The 17,233-nt window shown below is 67.5% G+C and carries 17 protein-coding genes; 9 read left to right on the top strand and 8 right to left on the bottom strand.

The genetic code is table 11. The annotated features are described in order from the left end of the window. Positions 1–19 precede the first annotated feature (19 nt). The 3 genes from K8940_RS16585 to K8940_RS16575 are packed head-to-tail and all read right to left on the bottom strand — an operon-like array spanning position 20 to position 2,704. The gene (locus K8940_RS16585) at positions 20–559 is read right to left on the bottom strand and encodes a hypothetical protein (RefSeq protein ID WP_223391184.1); all 540 of its coding nucleotides are present in this window, start codon (positions 557–559) and stop codon (positions 20–22) included. Next, the gene (locus tag K8940_RS16580) at positions 556–1,758 is read right to left on the bottom strand and encodes a mannosyltransferase family protein (RefSeq protein ID WP_223395886.1); all 1,203 of its coding nucleotides are present in this window, start codon (positions 1,756–1,758) and stop codon (positions 556–558) included. Before K8940_RS16580 ends, K8940_RS16585 begins: the two co-directional genes overlap by 4 nt. 52 nt (positions 1,759–1,810) lie before the next feature. Next, complete coding sequence (locus K8940_RS16575) at positions 1,811–2,704, bottom strand: SPFH domain-containing protein (protein ID WP_223391183.1); 894 nt, start codon at positions 2,702–2,704, stop codon at positions 1,811–1,813. Positions 2,705–2,839: 135 nt separating this feature from the next. Here K8940_RS16575 and K8940_RS16570 point away from each other — a divergent pair, with 135 nt between their 5' ends. The 6 genes from K8940_RS16570 (at position 2,840) to K8940_RS16545 (ending at position 8,571) form a co-directional block, all read left to right on the top strand. Then, positions 2,840–3,310 carry an Lrp/AsnC family transcriptional regulator gene (locus tag K8940_RS16570; RefSeq protein ID WP_223391182.1) on the top strand — a complete coding sequence of 157 codons (471 nt, stop codon included), beginning with the start codon at positions 2,840–2,842 and terminating at the stop codon, positions 3,308–3,310. Between the two features lie 132 nt (positions 3,311–3,442). Next, complete coding sequence (locus K8940_RS16565; protein ID WP_223391181.1) at positions 3,443–4,633, top strand: aromatic amino acid transaminase; 1,191 nt, start codon at positions 3,443–3,445, stop codon at positions 4,631–4,633. Continuing rightward, complete coding sequence (gene hppD, locus K8940_RS16560) at positions 4,630–5,697, top strand: 4-hydroxyphenylpyruvate dioxygenase (RefSeq protein ID WP_223391180.1); 1,068 nt, start codon at positions 4,630–4,632, stop codon at positions 5,695–5,697. The genes K8940_RS16565 and hppD overlap by 4 nt, the downstream gene beginning before the upstream one ends. Positions 5,698–5,852: 155 nt before the next feature. After that, on the top strand, positions 5,853–7,142 hold the full coding sequence (gene hmgA, locus K8940_RS16555) for a homogentisate 1,2-dioxygenase (RefSeq protein ID WP_223391179.1): 1,290 nt from the start codon (positions 5,853–5,855) through the stop codon (positions 7,140–7,142). Positions 7,143–7,183: 41 nt separating this feature from the next. Then, positions 7,184–8,191 carry a fumarylacetoacetate hydrolase family protein gene (locus tag K8940_RS16550; protein WP_223391178.1) on the top strand — a complete coding sequence of 336 codons (1,008 nt, stop codon included), beginning with the start codon at positions 7,184–7,186 and terminating at the stop codon, positions 8,189–8,191. Beyond that, positions 8,188–8,571, top strand: coding sequence for a Rieske (2Fe-2S) protein (locus K8940_RS16545; protein WP_223391177.1), 384 nt, complete (start codon positions 8,188–8,190; stop codon positions 8,569–8,571). The genes K8940_RS16550 and K8940_RS16545 overlap by 4 nt, the downstream gene beginning before the upstream one ends. Positions 8,572–8,736: 165 nt before the next feature. On the opposite strand, the gene K8940_RS16540 is transcribed toward K8940_RS16545, so the two are convergent. Genes K8940_RS16540 through K8940_RS16530 form a run of 3 tightly spaced genes read right to left on the bottom strand, consistent with a single transcriptional unit; the run spans position 8,737 to position 11,273 of the window. Further along, complete coding sequence (locus tag K8940_RS16540) at positions 8,737–9,228, bottom strand: RidA family protein (RefSeq protein WP_223391176.1); 492 nt, start codon at positions 9,226–9,228, stop codon at positions 8,737–8,739. Between the two features lie 28 nt (positions 9,229–9,256). After that, complete coding sequence (locus K8940_RS16535) at positions 9,257–9,649, bottom strand: c-type cytochrome (RefSeq protein ID WP_223391175.1); 393 nt, start codon at positions 9,647–9,649, stop codon at positions 9,257–9,259. Between the two features lie 25 nt (positions 9,650–9,674). Beyond that, positions 9,675–11,273, bottom strand: a complete 1,599-nt coding sequence (locus K8940_RS16530) for a flavin monoamine oxidase family protein (protein ID WP_223391174.1) — start codon at positions 11,271–11,273, stop codon at positions 9,675–9,677. Between the two features lie 270 nt (positions 11,274–11,543). On the opposite strand from K8940_RS16530, the gene K8940_RS16525 reads away from it, so the two are divergent. Then, the gene (locus tag K8940_RS16525) at positions 11,544–12,089 is read left to right on the top strand and encodes a GNAT family N-acetyltransferase (protein WP_411675562.1); all 546 of its coding nucleotides are present in this window, start codon (positions 11,544–11,546) and stop codon (positions 12,087–12,089) included. A gap of 71 nt (positions 12,090–12,160) precedes the next feature. Here K8940_RS16525 and K8940_RS16520 read toward each other — a convergent pair whose 3' ends face one another. Beyond that, positions 12,161–14,641, bottom strand: coding sequence for a TonB-dependent receptor plug domain-containing protein (locus K8940_RS16520; RefSeq protein ID WP_223391173.1), 2,481 nt, complete (start codon positions 14,639–14,641; stop codon positions 12,161–12,163). A gap of 327 nt (positions 14,642–14,968) precedes the next feature. Next, on the bottom strand, positions 14,969–15,319 hold the full coding sequence (locus K8940_RS16515; RefSeq protein ID WP_223391172.1) for a hypothetical protein: 351 nt from the start codon (positions 15,317–15,319) through the stop codon (positions 14,969–14,971). A 98-nt stretch (positions 15,320–15,417) separates the two neighbouring features. Here K8940_RS16515 and K8940_RS16510 point away from each other — a divergent pair, with 98 nt between their 5' ends. Both K8940_RS16510 and rlmJ read left to right on the top strand, forming a co-directional pair. Next, positions 15,418–16,401, top strand: a complete 984-nt coding sequence (locus tag K8940_RS16510; RefSeq protein ID WP_223391171.1) for a helix-turn-helix transcriptional regulator — start codon at positions 15,418–15,420, stop codon at positions 16,399–16,401. 9 nt (positions 16,402–16,410) lie between these two features. Beyond that, on the top strand, positions 16,411–17,232 hold the full coding sequence (rlmJ, locus tag K8940_RS16505) for a 23S rRNA (adenine(2030)-N(6))-methyltransferase RlmJ (protein ID WP_223391170.1): 822 nt from the start codon (positions 16,411–16,413) through the stop codon (positions 17,230–17,232). Position 17,233: the final 1 nt, after the last annotated feature.

Here is a 17,233-nt window from a genome sequence, read left to right as displayed (position 1 = left end):
CGCTCGCTGAGGGCGGGCCTCAGACCGGAGGCGCGACGCGCGTCCTGGCCTTCAGTACTCGAAGTGGCGGCGGCGTGGGGCCGGCGTGGCCGCCTGTCAGGTCGAACGCGACGATGATCTGATAGCTCTGGCTCCGCGCTGCGGCGGGAACACGGAGGCGGATGGTTTCCTCGGCGCCCGCCCTGGGTCTGAAGGTCCCGATAGGGACGGAACCGACGGCCACCGCCACGCGGCGATCATGCGCAGGGGGCGTTTCCCCGGCGACGACCAGGGTCAGTTCCACATCGCCGGCGGCCGTGGAGGTGGGGAGGGCGAGATAGGCCGTCTGAGCGATCGAACGCGCGCCCTGATTCAGGACCGGACGATCCCAGCCTGCGCCCAGCACGCCCGCATTGGCGGCGCGGTCCAGCAGCACGTCAATCTCGCGGCCATCGCGGCGGACGGCCGTGACGGTATCGGCGGCGACATTGGCGCGGTGAGCGAGCTGGACCAGTAGGGTCAAGGACACCAGGGCTGCGAGGCCGGCCAGCGTGGCGGTCGCGATGTCGCGCGGGCTCACGAGGCGAACCCCAGGCCCAGCGTCCAGGGTACCATCATGAAGCCGTTCAACATGGCCAGGACTGGCACACAGATCATCGCCGCGCGAGGCCTGTCGGCCAGGACTTTGGCCAGCGCCATCCATAAGGGCAGGATGACGAGCGCATAGCGGGCGAACGACGTCAGGCCGGTCGCCAGCGGGACCAGGGTCAAGAACAGGGCCAGCGACAGCAGCGTCCAGCGGCGCATGGTCGCCAGTACGATCAGCAGGCCGATCGCCAGCCAAGCGACGGTGAAACTCACGAGATCGCCGTCAAGGATGCTCGCGGGTTTCGCCAGACCCCGCAGCAGGCCCGCGAACGGGGCGTCCAGGCTGCGGCTCCAGGCGCTCTGGACATGGAAGAAGGCCAGGGCGTCGCCGGTTCTGGCGTGCAGATAGGCCATGAAGCCTACCAGCGCGGCGATGGGGGCAAGGCCGCCCAGACCGATGCGCAGAAGTTCGGCCAGGCTCGGCCGCGCTTCCGATTTCGTCCCGAAGCCGCTGATCAGGCGCTCCAGGGCCGTCAGGCCGTAAGGCAGCAGCAGGCCCACGCCCAGGTTCCGCGTCAGGGTGGCGGCCGCCGCGGCCAGGCCGACCAGCAGCCACCTGCGGCTGCGCAGCAGCAGCAGGCCGCCGGTCACGCAGACCAGGAACAGGGCCTCGGTATAGGCCGACGAGAAGATGTAGCTGCCCGGCGCCACGCAAAGCAGCACGACGCAGAGGTCGGCGGTCTTCCTGTCGAACTCGGCCCGCGCCAGGCGGTGGGTCAGGATCAGGGCGATGAAGAAGCTGACGTTCGAGATCGCCAGCATGGCCTGCAGCGGCGTCAGGCCCGTCGCCTGGACCAGCCACGCGGCCAGGGTCGGCAGAGCCGGGAAAAACGCCCAGTTGGCCTGGCCGTCCGCGCCGGGGGCGCGCTGGTATCCGTTCAGGACGATGTCCAGGTACCAACCGGTGTCCGCCGCGCCCCAGATGTTCAGGGCCTGCTCCTGGCTGAGGCGCAACGTGTTGCCGACGGTGGTGAACGGACGGATATGGATCTGGGTCAGCAAGCCGATCGCCAGCAGCATCAAGCGGCTCGCCAGGAAGCTCCAGATGACGACGGCGTGGGCCTTCACGGCTTCGACGCAGGCGCGCGCCGCCGGGTGCGCGAAGACCGTCGTCTGCTCCGCTTTGTCCACGCTCAAGGAGTCCTCCGCCACGTACAAGTCCGCCAGGTAGCGACCGACGCCTCTAGTCGATCTTCACGAACGGCGTCGAGCCGCCGGTGACCTTGGGCAGTTCGCCGTTCCACTTCTCGATGGCCAGCTGCTGCAGGACCTGGGGATTGGCCCGCAGGGCCTCGCCCTTGATGCGGATGGACTCGGCCTCGCCACGGGCCTTGGCGATGGCGGCGTTGGCCAGGGCGGTTTCCTTGGCCTCCAGGGCCTTGGCGGCCAGGGCTTCCTGCTCCAGCTGGGTCTTGGCCTGCATCTGCTGGATGATCGCCGCCGGGTAGCGGATCGAGCCGATCCAGTCGAGCTGAGAGACCGTCACGCCATGGCGGGCCCACTTGTTCGACACCCGTGCATAGGCGCGCTGGATCACCTGCTGGCGACCGCCGCTGTACAGGGTCTCGACCCCGACCTTCTCGGCCTCGGCGGCGACGGCCGATCGGACGTCGTTGCGGATCGGCCCATCCAGCAGTTGGTCGAACGACAGGCGGTAGGTCTGATAGAGGTTCGGGGCCGAGGCCGGATTGACCTGCAGAGTCACCGAGATGTCGGCCGTCATCGGCAGGCCGGTGTTGTCCGAGAAGGTGATTTCCTCGTTCTCGTTGCCGCGCTCGTCCTTCTCGCGGGTGTAGCTGTAGGTGCGCTGGATCACCGGATATTGGATGATCCGCTCGCCGACGCCCCGGAAGTACCAGCGGGCGGGCAGGGGCTCGGGCGCGACGCCGGCCGAGGCGCCCAGGGTGCGGATCTTCACCCCGACATTGCCCGGCTCGACCGTCGTGCTGTGCGAGAGCACGCCGCACGAGCCCAGGAGGAGCAGCAGCACGACGGTCGTTCCGATCAGGACTTTCCGGCCCTGCTGCTGGAACGGCGTCTTCAGCGACTTGGGCGAGGCGAAGGGGCTTTCGGGCATTCTGGATCCTGGCGTTGCGCGTCTCGTCCCATGGTAGAGCGTCAAGCGGCGCCGTGCGCAAGGCTCGTCTCCTCTCGAACCGCGAAACGCGCTATGCCGTCATTTCCTGCCAATCCTTAGCCAAAACCGGTCACGATGAAGCTCACCCGCGCCGATCGGAAGATCCTCCAGATCCTGCAGGAGGACGGCAAGATCTCGAACGTCGACTTGGCCGAACGCGTGGGCCTGTCGCCCAGCCCGTGCCTGCGGCGGGTCAAGCAGCTGGAGGCGGCCGGCCTGATCAGCGGCTATGTCGCCCTGCTGGACCGGCGCAAGGCCAGGCTAGACGTGCTGGCCTATGTCGAGGTCCAGGTCGACCGGCATACCGAGGCGGCGGCCGAAGCGTTCAAGCAGGCCGTGATCCGCGAGCCCGAGGTGGTCGGCTGCTACGTCATGACCGGTGGCTACGACTATCTGCTGCGGGTGGTGGTGCCCAGCCTCGACGCCTATGCGGATTTCACCATGAAGCGGCTGCTGAAGATGCCGGCGGTCAAGGACGTGCGCTCGTCTTTCGTGCTGGAGACGGTCAAGGATTCCACGGCCCTGCCGCTGGACTATCTGGACTGATCACATATCGCCGGAATTGATCCGTATCATTGGCATGATATGACCGACATGCCGTCCCGATCGGCCATCATCGCCACGTTCTGACTTAGGATCCGCGATAGGCTGCCTTCCGTCGAGTTTCCGGAAAGCGCCATGACCCCACCCTCCGTATTCGCCGGCCTGGCGCCCCAGGCTCCGGATTCCCTGCTGTCGCTGATCGGCGCCTATCGCCGTGATCCTCGGCCCGGGAAGATCGACCTGGGCGTCGGCGTGTTCCGCGACGACGACGGTGCGACGCCGGTGCTGGAATGCGTCAAGGCGGCCGAGCAGACGCTGCTGACCGGCCAGTCGACCAAGGCCTATCTGGGTCCGGAAGGCGACATCGGCTTCCTGGACCTCTTGAAGCCGATCATCTTCGGCGACGCGGTCGACCACGAGGTGTTCGGCGTGCAGACGCCGGGCGGCACCGGCGCGATCCGACTGGCCTGCGAGTTGCTCAAGGCCGCCAAGCCCGACATCCGCATGTTCGTCGGCGCGCCGACCTGGCCCAACCACACTCAGATCCTGGACCAACAGGGCATTGAGACCGTCACCTTCCGCCACTACGACCAGCGCGCCCAGCGCCTGGGCTTCGACGAGATGATGGCGACGCTGGAGACGGCGCGAGTCGGCGACGCGGTCTTGCTGCACGGCTGCTGCCACAACCCGTCGGGCGCCGACTACAGCCTGGAGCAATGGGCCGCGATCGCCGAGCTGGTGACGCGCAAGGGCCTCGTACCGGTGATCGACCTGGCCTATCAGGGGCTGGGCCTTGGGCTCGAGGACGACGCGGCGGGCATGCGCCTCGTGCTGGCGGCGGCCGATGACGGCCTGCTGGCCTATTCCTGCGACAAGAACTTCGGCCTCTATCGCGAGCGGGTGGGCGCGCTCTACACCCTGTCGCGCGACGCCGAGACCCTGGACCTGGCCGCCAGCAATATCCGGGCCCTAGCGCGCACCAATTGGTCGATGCCGCCGGACCACGGCGCGGCCGTCGTCCGCGTCATCCTGGAATCCGAGGCCCTGACCGCGCTCTGGCGGGCGGAACTGGAGGCCATGCGCGTCCGTGTGGCCGACCTGCGCCAGCGCCTGGCCAAGGCGGTTCCGGCCCTGGCGCCGCTGGCCGGGCAGCATGGCCTGTTCGCCCTGCTGCCGCTGTCGCCGGGAGAGGTCGCCAAGCTGCGCGAAGACCATGGGATCTACATGGCGGGCTCGGGCCGCATCAATCTGGCCGGTCTGACCGTTACCAACATCGACACGTTCGCGCGGGCGCTCGACGCCTGCCTGCAGGGAGAACCCGCATGACTCTCGTGACGGAACAGAACCCATTGGGCCTCGACGGCTTCGAGTTCGTCGAGTTCACCAGCCCCGATCCCGCGGCGATGAAGGCCCTGATCGAGCAACTGGGCTTCACGCCGGCCAGCAAGCACCCGACCAAGGCCGCGACCCGCTACAAGCAGGGTCGCATCAACCTGATCGTCAACGAGGAGACGGCCGGTCAGGTCGCCGATTTCCGCGAAGACCATGGGCCGTCCGCCAACGGCATGGCTTTCCGCGTCGAGGACGCCGAGGCCGCCTTCGCCGAGGCTCTCAAGCGCGGCGCCAAGGCGGCCGACGCCTCGCGTTCATTACTGGGCGAGGGCGCCAAGGTGCTGGAAGGCATCGGCGGTTCTCTGCTCTATCTCGTCGACCGCTACGGCGACGCCGGCACGATCTATGACAGCTGGGAGCAGGTTCCGGGTGCGGCCCTGGCCGAGGCCAAGAACAATGTCGGCCTCGACCTGCTGGACCACCTGACCCACAACGTGAAGCGCGGCCAGATGCGCACGTGGTCGACCTTCTACAATCAGGTCTTCGGCTTCGAGGAGCAGAAGTACTTCGACATCAAGGGCCAGGCGACCGGCCTGTTCAGTCAGGCGATGATCGCGCCGGACAAGGCCATCCGCATCCCGCTGAACGAGAGCCAGGACGACAAGAGCCAGATCGAGGAGTTCATCCGCCAGTACAATGGCGAGGGCATCCAGCATTTGGCCCTGACGACGGAGAACATCTACGAGACCGTCGAGAAGCTGCGCGCCCGGGGCGTGAAGCTGCAGGACACGATCGAGACCTACTACGAACTAGTCGACAAGCGCGTGCCCGGCCACGGGGAGGACCTCGAGCGCCTGCGCAAGAACCGCATCCTGATCGACGGCAATGTCGGCGAGGAAGGCCTGCTGCTGCAGATCTTCACCGAGAACCTGTTCGGTCCGATCTTCTTCGAGATCATCCAGCGCAAGGGCAACGAAGGTTTCGGCAACGGCAACTTCCAGGCCCTGTTCGAGAGCATCGAGCTGGACCAGATCCGGCGGGGCGTGATCACGGTCTGAGGCCGGGGCGCCAAGTCGATGGACGGCGTTCGTGCTCCGTCCCACTATCACGCTCTCCCCGGCGAAAGCCGGGGTCCAGGTGAAACCCACCAACCGTCCAGGCTGAACCTGGGTCCCGGCTTTCGCCGGGAAGAGCGGGGTGGGGGAGGACGCAATTGACCAACACCGACGCTCTCAAATACCAGGCTGGCTTCCTCGCCCACTTCGCCACCGAGGCCGTCCCCGGCGCCCTGCCGGTGGGCCAGAACTCGCCGCAGCGGGTTCCGTTCGGGCTCTATGCCGAGCAGCTGTCGGGAACGGCCTTCACCGCCCCGCGTCACGAGAACCGCAGAAGCTGGCTCTACCGCCTGCGGCCCAGCGCCGGGCACGGACCCTACCGACCCTACGCCCAGCCCTCCCTGATCTCGCGGTTCGAGGGACCGGTGACGCCCAACCGCCTGCGCTGGGATCCGCTGGACATCCCCGCCGCCACGACCGACTTCGTCGACGGCCTCGTCACCCTGGCGGGCAACGCCGAAGCGTCGATGCTGTCGGGCATCGGCGTGCACGTCTATCTGGCCAACGCCTCGATGAAGAATCGCGTGTTCTACGACGCTGACGGCGAGCTCCTGATCGTCCCGCAGCAGGGCGTGCTGACCCTGGTCACCGAGCTGGGCGTGCTGAAGGCCGGCCCCGGCCACATCGCGGTCATCCCGCGCGGGGTTCGCTTCCGGGTCGAGATCGACGGCCCCTCGCGCGGCTATGTGTGCGAGAACTACGGCGCGGCCTTCCGCCTGCCGGAGCTGGGACCGATCGGCTCCAACGGCCTGGCCAATCCGCGCGACTTCGAGACCCCCGTGGCGACGTTCGAGGACGTGGATGAACCGACCCTGGTGATCCAGAAGTTCCAGGGATCGCTTTGGGCCGCCGAGTGGGACCACAGCCCGCTGGACGTGGTCGCCTGGCACGGCAATCTCGCGCCCTGCCGCTACGACCTCTCGCGGTTCAACACGATCAACACGGTCAGCTTCGACCACCCCGATCCGTCTATCTTCACGGTCTTGACCTCGCCCAGCGACACGCCGGGCACGGCCAACTGCGACTTCGTGATCTTCCCGCCGCGCTGGATGGTGGCCGAGCACACGTTTCGCCCGCCGTGGTTCCACCGCAACGTGATGAGCGAGTTCATGGGCCTGATCCACGGCGCCTACGACGCCAAGGAAGGCGGCTTCGTGCCCGGCGGCGCCAGCTTGCACAACTGCATGAGCGACCACGGCCCCGACGTCGCCAGCCACCATAAGGCGACGGAGGCCGAGCTGGGGCCCCACAAGATCGACGGAACCATGGCCTTCATGTTCGAAAGCCGCTGGGTGATCCGGCCGACCAAGTTCGCTCTGGAGACTTCCGCGCTTCAGGGTGACTATGACGCCTGCTGGACGGGCTTCCCCAAGGCGCGTCTGCCCTAAGTGAACGAAACAAGCCTGGAACTGGGAAAAAGGAAGCGCCGATGAAGCTCGCGTCTCTCAAGGGCGGCCGCGACGGCCGGCTGGTGGTGGTCTCCAACGACCTGGCCTGGTTCACCGACGCCGGGACGATCGCGCCCACCTTGCAGGCCGCGTTGGATGACTGGCAGCGCTGTGGGCCGATGCTGGCGGGCTTGGCCGAGAGCCTCGAGCACGGCGCGGTGCCGCGCGAGCGCTTCCACGAGCACGACGCCCTGAGCCCGCTCCCACGCGCCTTCCAGTGGGTCGACGGCTCGGCCTACGTCAACCACGTGCAGCTGGTGCGCCAGGCGCGCGGCGCCGAGATGCCCGAGAGCTTCTGGACCGACCCGCTGATGTACCAGGGCGCGTCGGACGGCTTCCTGGCCCCGCGTGATCCGATCCCGCTGGCCGACGCCGCCTGGGGCTGCGACCTGGAGGGCGAGGTCGCGGTGATCGTTGACGATGTGCCCCTGGGCGCCAGCCGCGAGGAGGCTCTGGCCGCTATCCGCCTGGTCATGCTCTGCAACGACGTCAGCTTGCGCAACCTGATCCCGGGCGAACTGGCCAAGGGCTTCGGCTTCGTCCAGTCCAAGCCCGCCAGCGCCTTCTCGCCGGTGGCGGTGTCGCTCGACGCCCTGGGCGACGCCTGGAAGGACGGCAAGCTGCACGGCGCCCTGCTGGTCGAGCTGGACGGCAAGGACTTCGGCCGCGCCGACGCCGGCGTCGACATGACCTTCGACTTCGGGACCCTGGTCGCACACGCGGCCAAAACTCGGTCCTTGAGCGCCGGCACCATCGTCGGCTCGGGCACGGTCAGCAATCGCGGCGCCGACGGCGGCCCCGGCAAGCCGATCAGCGAGGGCGGCGTCGGCTATTCGTGCCTGGCCGAACTGCGCACGGTCGAGACCATCCTGCACGGCGCGGCCAGGACACCGTTCCTGCTGGGCGACGATACGATCCGCATCGAGATGAAGGACGCCAAGGGCCACTCGATCTTCGGCGCCATCGAACAGACGGTCGAGCGGGTTTGAGCGACGAGGCCGCCGCCGCGATCTCCTCGGGGCGGGTCTGGTCGACGCCGGCCGAGGTCAATCTCGGTCCCATCGACCTGATCGCCGATGGCGCGGCCCGAAACTACGTCCTCCAGATCGGCGGTGCGCGCTTCCACGGCTTCGTGGTGCGGCGGGGTGAGGCGGTGTTCGGCTATGTCGACCGCTGCCCGCACCAGGGCCTGCCGTTGGCCCAGCAACTGGATCAATACCTGACCCCGGATGGTGGCATGATCGCCTGCTCATGGCACGGCGCGGTGTTCACGGTGGAGGAGGGGGCCTGCGTCGGCGGGCCCTGCGCGGGCGCGCGGCTGACGCCGTGGCCGGTCGAGATGCGGGAGGGGCGGATCTTCACCGCCTGACCTCCAGACAAAAGAACGGCCGCCTTCCAGGAGAAGAAGGCGGCCGAGTCATTGGGAGGAAACGCCCGAAAGGGCTGAATTCCATATAGCCGTTTGAAATCGGTCTGACAACGTTGTCACGAAAATAATTTCGCGAAGCGATGAAATCCCTTACGCCGTAAGGCCTTACTTCTTCTTGGCGGCCTGGACCTCGATCTCGACCAGCATGCCGTCAGCGACCAGCGAGGTGACCTGGCTGGTGATGCGCGACGGCTTGTTCGGCTGGGCGGCCGTGCCGAAGTAGGTCTTGTAGCCTTCCATCATGCCCATGAAGTCCATCTTGCCTTCCTTGGCCGGGTCGCCGACCAGCAACACGCGCATCATGACGACGTCGGCCATGGTCGCGCCCTGGCTCTTCAGCGCGGCTTCGATGCGCCCCAGCACGCCCAGGGTCTGGGTCTTGGTGTCGCCGAACTTGGCCACGCCCGTGGCCTTCTCGTCGATCACCGGCGGGGTCATGCCGCTGACATAGATGGTGTCGTAGCCGGCCGGCACGGTGACGACGCTGGCGATGGCGGCCTTGGGATCGCCGCCGCGGACGATCTCCTGAGCTTGTGTGGCCGAGGCGGCGCCAGCGAGGGCGGCGATACCGGCGGCGAGGGCGACGAGGCGTTTCATGATCTTCTCCCTTGGGTGGTTCGAAAGACTAGTGGGCCTGGAGGCCGCGAGCCTTGGCCCCGGCCTTGGCGGCGACGCGGGCCTTGGCGACGTCGGCGGGCTTGATGGCCGCGCCTTTGTTGCCCCAGGACGAGCGGACATAGGTCAGGATGGCCGAGAGGTCGGCGTCGGAAAGGTCGTCCTTGAAGGCCGGCATGCCGGCGCGGCCGTTCAGCACCGTGGTGGTCACCAGCTGCGGATCGCCCTGCACGAGCGGCGAGCCGGCCAGGGCCGGGAAGGCGCCCTTGACGCCCTTGCCGGTGACCTGGTGGCAGGCCGAGCAGTTGTCGTTGAACAGCGACTTGCCGTCGGCGAGCGCGATCGCCGGAGCGGCGAGGCCCGCCGCGAGGGTCAGGGCGGCGAGACGATAGGCGAAAGTCATTCGTTTCCTCTGAATCCTGGTTGTCTCAGGCCTGCTGCACGCGGGCGTGGATCCTGGCGATCTGCTGCCAGGCCGACTCGATGGCGCCGGCCTGCCAGCCGCCAAGGTAGCTGAGGTGCTCTCCGGCGAGATAGAGGCGGCCGTCGGGCTGGCAGAGGACCGGATAGGCCTCCTTGCGGCCCGCCTCGCCCCACTCGGCCCAGCCGCCCAGATTGTGCTCGGCCAGGTGCCAGCAGAACGAGAAGGCGCTCTCGTAGTTCTCGGCGTATTCCGGGAAGACCTTCTGGCCGGCGGCGACGGCGTAGGCCGCGCGGTCGGCCGGGCTCTTGGCGCTGATCCGGGCGGCCTCGCCCCCGAACATGTAGTAGCCCAGCAGCACGCCCTTCTGACCCTGCCAGCCGTAGGAGGGCAGGGTGATCGAGTTGATGGGCGTGTCGGTATAGACGTGGCCGCCGTAGATGTGGTGCTTCTCTTCCCAGAAGCGCGTCTTCATCTGCAGGCCGATCTTGTTGACCGGCGCGTAGGCGACGCCCTCCATCGCCGCCTTGAACGGGGCCGAGGCGTCGACGTCGATCTGCTTCAGCACGCTGAGCGGGATGGTGCACAGGCAGTAGTCGGCGGTGACCTCGCCGGGCTTGCCGTCGGCGCCCTTGAACGACACCGTCACGCCGCTGGGCGACTGCTTGATCTTCTCGACGACCGTCGAGTAGCGGATCATCGAGCCGACCTGCTTTTCAAAGCCCTTGGCGATCTGGTCCATGCCGCCGATCGGCTGCAGCATGGTGCGCTGCTGCTCGTAGCCGGTGACCGAGCTCAGGACGCGCCAGGCGTTGCTGTCCAGCACGTCCTTGAAGGCGAACGGCGGCAGCTCCTTGCCGGGACCGGGATCGACGCCCGCGCCGGGGTGGATCGAGAAGCCGCGCCCCTCGGTGCCGTTATAGGCCAGGTCCTTGGTGAGGCGGCCTTCGTTGACGACGTAGGCGATGAACTTCTCGCGGTCGAGACCCGACAGGGGCGCGTCCAACTGGCCCTGGCTGGCGGCCTTGGCGACCAGTTCGGCGGTGTAGCCACGAATGTCGGCGGCGATCTCGCCCTTGCGGATCGGCTTGCCGGCCAGAGCGCCCGCGCCCTTCTCGTAATAGACGTACGACGCGTCGTTGTCGTTGACGAAGCTCTCCAGCGGCACGCTGAACAGCTTGGTGTAGTGAAGGGTCGAGCGGTGGTGATACGGGATCCGCCACGGGCCGTGATTGATGTAGTGGCCCTCGTCGAACTCGCAGGTCTGGGTGTTGCCGATCAGGTCGGTGTGCTTGAAGCCCTTGCGCGCCGTCTGGCAGCGTCCGCCGGCGAAGGACCGCGCCTCCAGCACCTGCACCTGATAGCCGGCCTTGCTGAGTTCGTAGGCGGCGGTCATGCCCGCCAGGCCCGCGCCCAGGATGACGACCTTGGTGTTCTTGGCCCCGCCGCTCAGGTCCGGCGGCAGCTCGGTGGCCGAGGCTTGGCTGAAGCCCAGGGCTTCCATGCCCGACAAGACCAGCGACATGCCGCCGACAGCGGCCAGGCTTTCGAAGAAACGTCGACGTGTGAGTACGCCACCCGCCGTTACAGCGTCCAATCCACTCATAACATCCCCGCCCGTTGTTGTTGGCCGGCGTCGATCGGACGACCGGCTCCGCCCCGGACGGCGACGCCGCGCCGGAACGGGGACATCTCGAAATTCGGACCTTCGCCGCGCAATCCACTTTCGGTCAAGATCGTGGCCGACCTGTCCGACGCCTGACCATTGGGCGCCTGGCGACGTCTTTGAGCGATCGGTGGGCGAGGTCGAAAGATCGCTGCGGACTCGCCGAATCCTTGTTTTTTCACCGCCCAGCCATCCCGTCATGGAAGCCTGATGAACGCGTCCGCCCCCGCCCTCCGCCTGCGCCTGGCGCGCCCCGACGACATGCCCGTCCTGTCGGTCCTGATGGATCGTGCGATCGGCGAGCTACTGAGGGCGTTCCTGCCGCCCGAGGGGGTGAAGGCTTCGTTCGAGATCATGGGGCTGGACACCCAGTTGATCGCCGACGCCACCTATTTCGTGGTGGAAGACGGAGAGGCCATCGCCGGCTGCGGCGGCTGGAGCCGGCGCGCCACCCTGTTCGGCGGCGACCACTCGGCCGGGCGCGACGCGGCGTTGCTGGATCCGAAGACGGACGCCGCGCGGGTGCGGGCCATGTACACGCACCCCGATCACACCCGAAAAGGCGTCGGCCGGATCATCCTGGACGCCTGCGAGGCCGCCGCGCGGTCCGAGGGGTTCACGCGCGTCGAGATGGCCGCGACCATGGGCGGCGTGCCGCTGTACCGAGCCTGCGGCTATCACGACATCGAGCCGTTCGAGGCGGTGACTTCGACCGGTTATCGCGTGCCCCTGATCCGGATGGGCAAGGCGCTCTAGGGGCGCTCGCCCAAAGCAAAAGGGGCGGACCTCGCGGTCCGCCCCTTCGCATTTCAGTCCGTGACCTTGGCTTAGAAAGCGTAGGTCAGACGGCCGTAGTAGTAGCCGCCGTTGATGCCGTAGGGCGAGAACGAGGGGTACTGGGTCACGCAGCCGCCGCCCGAAGCGATACAGGCGGTCTGATAGGCGGCCGAGAACTTGTCCGGATACTTGTTGAACAGGTTGTTGGCCCCGATCGCGGCGGTGACGCCCTTCGGGAACTTGTAGGACAGTTCGGCGTCGGTGATCGCCGCGGCGCTGGCCACGGTGTTCAGCAGCGGGCCGGTGCCGGGATCCGACAGGGCCGAAGCCTTGCCGTAGAAGGTCTCGGTCAGGCTCAGCGTGATCTTGCCGAAGCTGTAGAGGCCGTTGAGGCCGATCTTGTACTTCGGCGCGGCCTTTTCCAGCAGCGAGGCGGCGTTGCCGGCGAACAGGACCTGACCGCTCGGGAAGGCGGTGCTGGTGGTCGCCAGGGCGGCCGGGGCGGCCTTGACCTTGGTGATCTTGGTCTTGTTGAAGTTGCCGCTCAGCGTCCAGTCGATGCGGCCGAGATCACCCAGATCCGTCGGGTACGAGACCACGAAGTCCAGGCCGCGGGTGCGGGTGTCCAGGCCGTTCGAGAAGATGTTGATGCCGGTGCTGGCCACCGTGCTGTCCAGCACGTTGCCGTTGGCGGCGATCGCGGCGTTGACGTTGCTGTTGACCACGACGCCGTTACGCAGGCCGTAGACCGAGCTGGAGCCGAAGATCCGGTCCTTCAGATTGATCTGATAGACGTCGATCGTGGCCGTCATCTTCGGGATCGGGTGCGCCACGATGCCGAGGCTGTAGTTCTTAGACTTCTCGGGCTTCAGGGCGTCGATGCCAAGCAGGCGAGCCGCCGGCGAGTTCGGCGCCAGCTGCACGAAGGCGCTGGTCGGCGAGACGTTGGTGGCCGAGTAGAACGATTCCGCCAGGGTCGGGGCGCGGAAGCCCGTCGAGACCGTGCCGCGGATGGCGAACATCTCATTGAAGTCATAGCGGCTGGTCAGCTTGGCGACGGTCGTGTCGCCAAAGTCGCTGAACTTCTCGTAGCGGACGGCCGCGTCGATCTTCCAGGCCTCGACCGGGCTGGCGGCGACATCGCCGTACAGGGCCCAGCTGGTGCGCGAGTGGCCGCCGGCGTCGGTCTTCTGGAAGCCCGGATACGACTGCGAGCCTTCCTTGTAGGTCGAGGCCGCGTCGCCCGCGCCGATACGATAGGTGTCACGACGCTGCTCGTAGCCGACGGCGACGTCCAGCGGGTTGGCCAGGCCGACGTCGAAGCCGCGACGCAGGTCCAGGTTGTTGGTCCACTGGGTCGTGCGCCAGCTGCCGGCGTGGAACGAAGTGGGGGTGAAGCCCTTGGTCGTGGTGGTCGAGGTGTCGGTGTAGAGGCTGGCGTTGGCCGAGTCCTCGACGCGGACCTCGATGTCGTCCTTGCCGTAGGTCGACGACAGGTCCATGTCCCAGCCGGCCAGCTTGCCGGAGACGCCCAGGGTCAGGCCGTAGTCGTCCTCGATGATGCGCTCGCGGGGCGAGAAGCCCAGCGGGAAGGGCCGGTCGGCCGCGCCCATCTTGCCCTGGATGCGGTTGTAGCGGCGGTAGTTTTCATAGGCCGAGGCGTCCTTGTGGCCCACGGTGCCGAACGAATAGACCTCGAAGTCGGCGGGCAGCTCGACACCGGCGTTGAACGCCAGGTTCTGCAGGCGATACTCGGCGTCGCCCGAGATCAGGTTCAGGTTCGGATAGCCTGGAATCTTGCTCTCGACGGCGTTGTTGGCGGCCGAGTAGCTGGGGCTGGCCGGGTTGGCGACGCGCTGGTCGGCCAGGCCGCGGTTAGAGAAGCCGTGGTACTTGGCCTCGACCGTGACGTTCAGGTAGCTGTTCTCGGTCGGGGCCATGCCGATGTTGACCGAGCCGCCGGCCGTCTTGCCGCCGCCGTCGAAATATTCGCCGCCCGTGGCCGAGATCGAGCCGCCCGACGGGTTCTTCTTCAGGATGATGTTGACGACGCCAGCGATAGCGTCGGTGCCGTACTGGGCGGCGGCGCCGTCGGTCAGCACTTCGATGCGGCCGATGCCGGCCATCGGGATGAAGCCGAGGTCGGCGGCGGCGGCGCCTTGGTACACGCCGGAGAGCACGGCCAGGTTGCCGGTGGTGTGGCGGCGCTTGCCGTTGACCAGCACCAGGGCTTGGTTGGGCGACAGGCCGCGCAGGCGGGCCGACAGGGTCAGGTTGGCGGTGTCGCCGCCGAAGGCCTGGGCGTTGAACGACGGCACCAGATTCGCCAGGCCGAGGCGCAGATCGACCGCGCCGGTGCGTTCCAGGGTGCTGGTGTCGACCACTTGGACGGGGGCTGGGCTGTCGATGACACGCAGGCCGGTCTGGCGCGTGCCCGTGACGATGACGACATCAACTTCGGTTTGGTCCGCCGGCGCATCGGGCGCGGCGGCGAAGGCTTGTGCAGAGTAACCAAAAGTAACGGATAGCACGGAAATACCCGCCAGTAGGGCGGGTTTAAAACGTCGAGTCATTAGTAACCCCCTCATTGTATTTATTGACGCGTGACGATTCCCTTCTCCACGACGTTTTTCTCCCCACGATTATATTTTTGGACGCGGGTACTAAAAGCTATCGGATACTCTCCCGATGAATTCATGGGGAGGCAGGTTTCGGCGTTCGGCAATGGGAGGCTGTCGGGAAAACGCCACAACCGCGCCGGCGCCCGGCGGGCGCCGTTTTGCGCGGCGGACGATCTCGGATTTTAGGCAGTTGGGTACGGCGCTAGCGCACGCGAGGGTCGCGCGCGGGGCCAGATTTCACGCACAGAGGCGCATCGGCGGGGCCATTTCGTCGGTGTCTTCGGTCTCGAACAGTTCGAACGCCTCCTCCCAGATCTCGAGCCGGGAATCGCGCAATTCGGCGTCATCGGTGACGCGGACGATCTGGTCCTCGCGGTCGTTCCAGACCAGGCCGATGTCAGTCACGCGCTCCACGTCGCGGCCCAGCAGCAGGAACATGTCGGCCTTGGCCGCGCGCTCGTGGCTGATCCGGCGCAGGGTGCGTCCGCCGCCCAGGTCCCGATGGATGTCGGCAAAATCCAGCACGGCCGAGATCAGGGCTTGGTTGACGGGGGCGACGGCCCAGGGGGAGCAGGTAAAGCGCGACATCCAGGACTCCTTTGGGGGTTCTCCAGTCTCGACATCCGCAGAATGTGCGGGCATTGCGACAGAAACGGTCGTAAGCTGTCCTTCCACCTGGAAAACGCATGAGACACGAGAAAGCTACACGCCTCCTGGACCTGGCCCGGATGCTGGCTGGTTCGGCCGAAGGGCTGACCTTGGACGAGATGGCCCGGAACCTGGACGTCGGCCGCCGCACCGCCGAGCGGATGCGCGACGCTGTCTGGACCGCGTTCCCGCAGATGGAAGCGATCGACGACCCGCCGACCAAGCGCTTCCGCATCCCGTCGGGCCTGGACGGCGTCTTCCAGACCCCGACCGCCGAGGAGTTGGCGGCGCTGCGCACGGCGGCGGACTCCTATAAGGCGTCGGGCGCCGAGGCCCGGGCGGCCTCGCTCTACGCTTTGGAGGGCAAGCTGTTGTCGGCCTTGCGCGGCGCGGCCCGCCGGCGCGTGGCCCCCGACGTCGAGGCCCTGGTCCAGGCCGAGACCATCGCCGTCCACGCCGGCCCGCGTCCGTTCGAGGACCAGGCGCTGCTGACCGCCATCCGCACGGCCATCAAGGGACTATCGGCCCTGTCGTTCCGCTACGAGGGCGGCAGCACGCCGGGGCGGACGCGGGAGGTGACGCCGCTGGGCGTCCTCTTCGGCCGCAGCAACTATCTGGTGGCGCTGGAGGGCAAGGGCGGCAAGCCGCGTTCCTGGCGCCTGGATCGGATGAGCGACCTGAAGGTGCTCGAAAAACCGGCGCCGCCTCCCGAGGACTTCTCGCTGCAGGCCTTCGCCGACGAGAGCTTCGGCATCTATCACGACGAGATCCAGGACGTGGTCCTGCGGATCAAGCCCAGTCGCGCCGAGGACGCCCTGCGCTGGCGCTTCCACGCGACTCAGAAGGTGGTCCAGGAGGCGGACGGCTCGGTGACGGTCACCTTCCGCGCCGGCGGCCTGCGGGAGCTGTCCTGGCACCTCTTCACCTGGGGCGACGCCGTCGAGATCGTCGCGCCCCAGGTGCTGAAGGACATGATGGTCCAGGAACTTCGCGAGGCTGGTCGCGCCCACGGGGCGTGGTAGAGCGGACGCATGAACTACCGCCACGCCTTTCACGCCGGCAACTTCGCCGACCTGCACAAGCACGCGATCCTGCTGAGCATGCTGTCGGCCCTGCAGGGCGAAAGCGAGGCCCTGTCGGTGATCGACACCCACGCGGGGGCAGGCGGCTATGATCTTTCCGGCGAGATGGCCCGCCGCTCGGGCGAGGCGCAGGCGGGGATCTTCCGGCTGAGGGCCGCCACCGATGCGCCGCCGGTGTTCGGCCCGTTGCTGAAGGCCGTGGCCGAGATGAACGGGGGAGGGGCGGGGGATCTCTATCCTGGCTCGCCGGTGCTGATGGCGCGAGGCCTGCGCAAGGCCGACCGCTACGCGGGCTGCGAGCTGCGGCCTGACGACGCCCAACTGCTGCGCGAGACCCTGGCGCCCTACGCCAACGCCCAGGCGCTGGAGGCGGACGGCTTCGCCACCGCCGTCCAGCGGGCGGGCAAGGGCGGCCGGGCCTTCGTGGTCATCGATCCGCCGTTCGAGCGGCCGGACGACTACCAACGCATCGCCGAAACCACGAAGGCCGTGCTGGCGCGCGCCCAGGACGCCGCGTTGGCCATCTGGCTGCCGATCAAGGACCTGGAGACCTTCGACGCCTTCCTGCGCGCGATGGAAACCGTCACGGACCGCCTGCTAGTCGCCGAGCTCCGCCTCCGCCCCCTGACGGACCCCATGAAGATGAACGGCTGCGCGATGGTGATGATCGGGGCGCCGGCCGGCGTCGACGACGCGGCGACCCAGGCCGGCGACTGGATCGCCGCGCGCCTGGGCGAGGCCGGCGGCCGCTCGCGCGTCTGGCGGACGTGAC

The organism is Caulobacter segnis, from assembly GCF_019931575.1.
In the GTDB taxonomy this organism is placed as follows: domain Bacteria; phylum Pseudomonadota; class Alphaproteobacteria; order Caulobacterales; family Caulobacteraceae; genus Caulobacter; species Caulobacter segnis_C.
The sequence above is the reverse complement of the archived record's forward strand: the minus strand, read 5'-3'. Positions and strand labels throughout refer to the sequence as shown.

Bases quoted from the DNA above. Each gene is read 5' to 3' on its own strand.
- K8940_RS16575 (WP_223391183.1), bottom strand. From the start codon at position 2,704: ATGCCCGAAAGCCCCTTCGCCTCGCCCAAGTCGCTGAAGACGCCGTTC.
- K8940_RS16570 (WP_223391182.1), top strand. From the start codon at position 2,840: ATGAAGCTCACCCGCGCCGATCGGAAGATCCTCCAGATCCTGCAGGAG.
- K8940_RS16565 (WP_223391181.1), top strand. From the start codon at position 3,443: ATGACCCCACCCTCCGTATTCGCCGGCCTGGCGCCCCAGGCTCCGGAT.
- hppD (WP_223391180.1), top strand. From the start codon at position 4,630: ATGACTCTCGTGACGGAACAGAACCCATTGGGCCTCGACGGCTTCGAG.
- K8940_RS16550 (WP_223391178.1), top strand. From the start codon at position 7,184: ATGAAGCTCGCGTCTCTCAAGGGCGGCCGCGACGGCCGGCTGGTGGTG.
- K8940_RS16540 (WP_223391176.1), bottom strand. From the start codon at position 9,228: ATGAAACGCCTCGTCGCCCTCGCCGCCGGTATCGCCGCCCTCGCTGGC.
- K8940_RS16535 (WP_223391175.1), bottom strand. From the start codon at position 9,649: ATGACTTTCGCCTATCGTCTCGCCGCCCTGACCCTCGCGGCGGGCCTC.
- K8940_RS16530 (WP_223391174.1), bottom strand. From the start codon at position 11,273: ATGAGTGGATTGGACGCTGTAACGGCGGGTGGCGTACTCACACGTCGA.
- K8940_RS16525 (WP_411675562.1), top strand. From the start codon at position 11,544: ATGAACGCGTCCGCCCCCGCCCTCCGCCTGCGCCTGGCGCGCCCCGAC.
- K8940_RS16515 (WP_223391172.1), bottom strand. From the start codon at position 15,319: ATGTCGCGCTTTACCTGCTCCCCCTGGGCCGTCGCCCCCGTCAACCAA.
- K8940_RS16510 (WP_223391171.1), top strand. From the start codon at position 15,418: ATGAGACACGAGAAAGCTACACGCCTCCTGGACCTGGCCCGGATGCTG.
- rlmJ (WP_223391170.1), top strand. From the start codon at position 16,411: ATGAACTACCGCCACGCCTTTCACGCCGGCAACTTCGCCGACCTGCAC.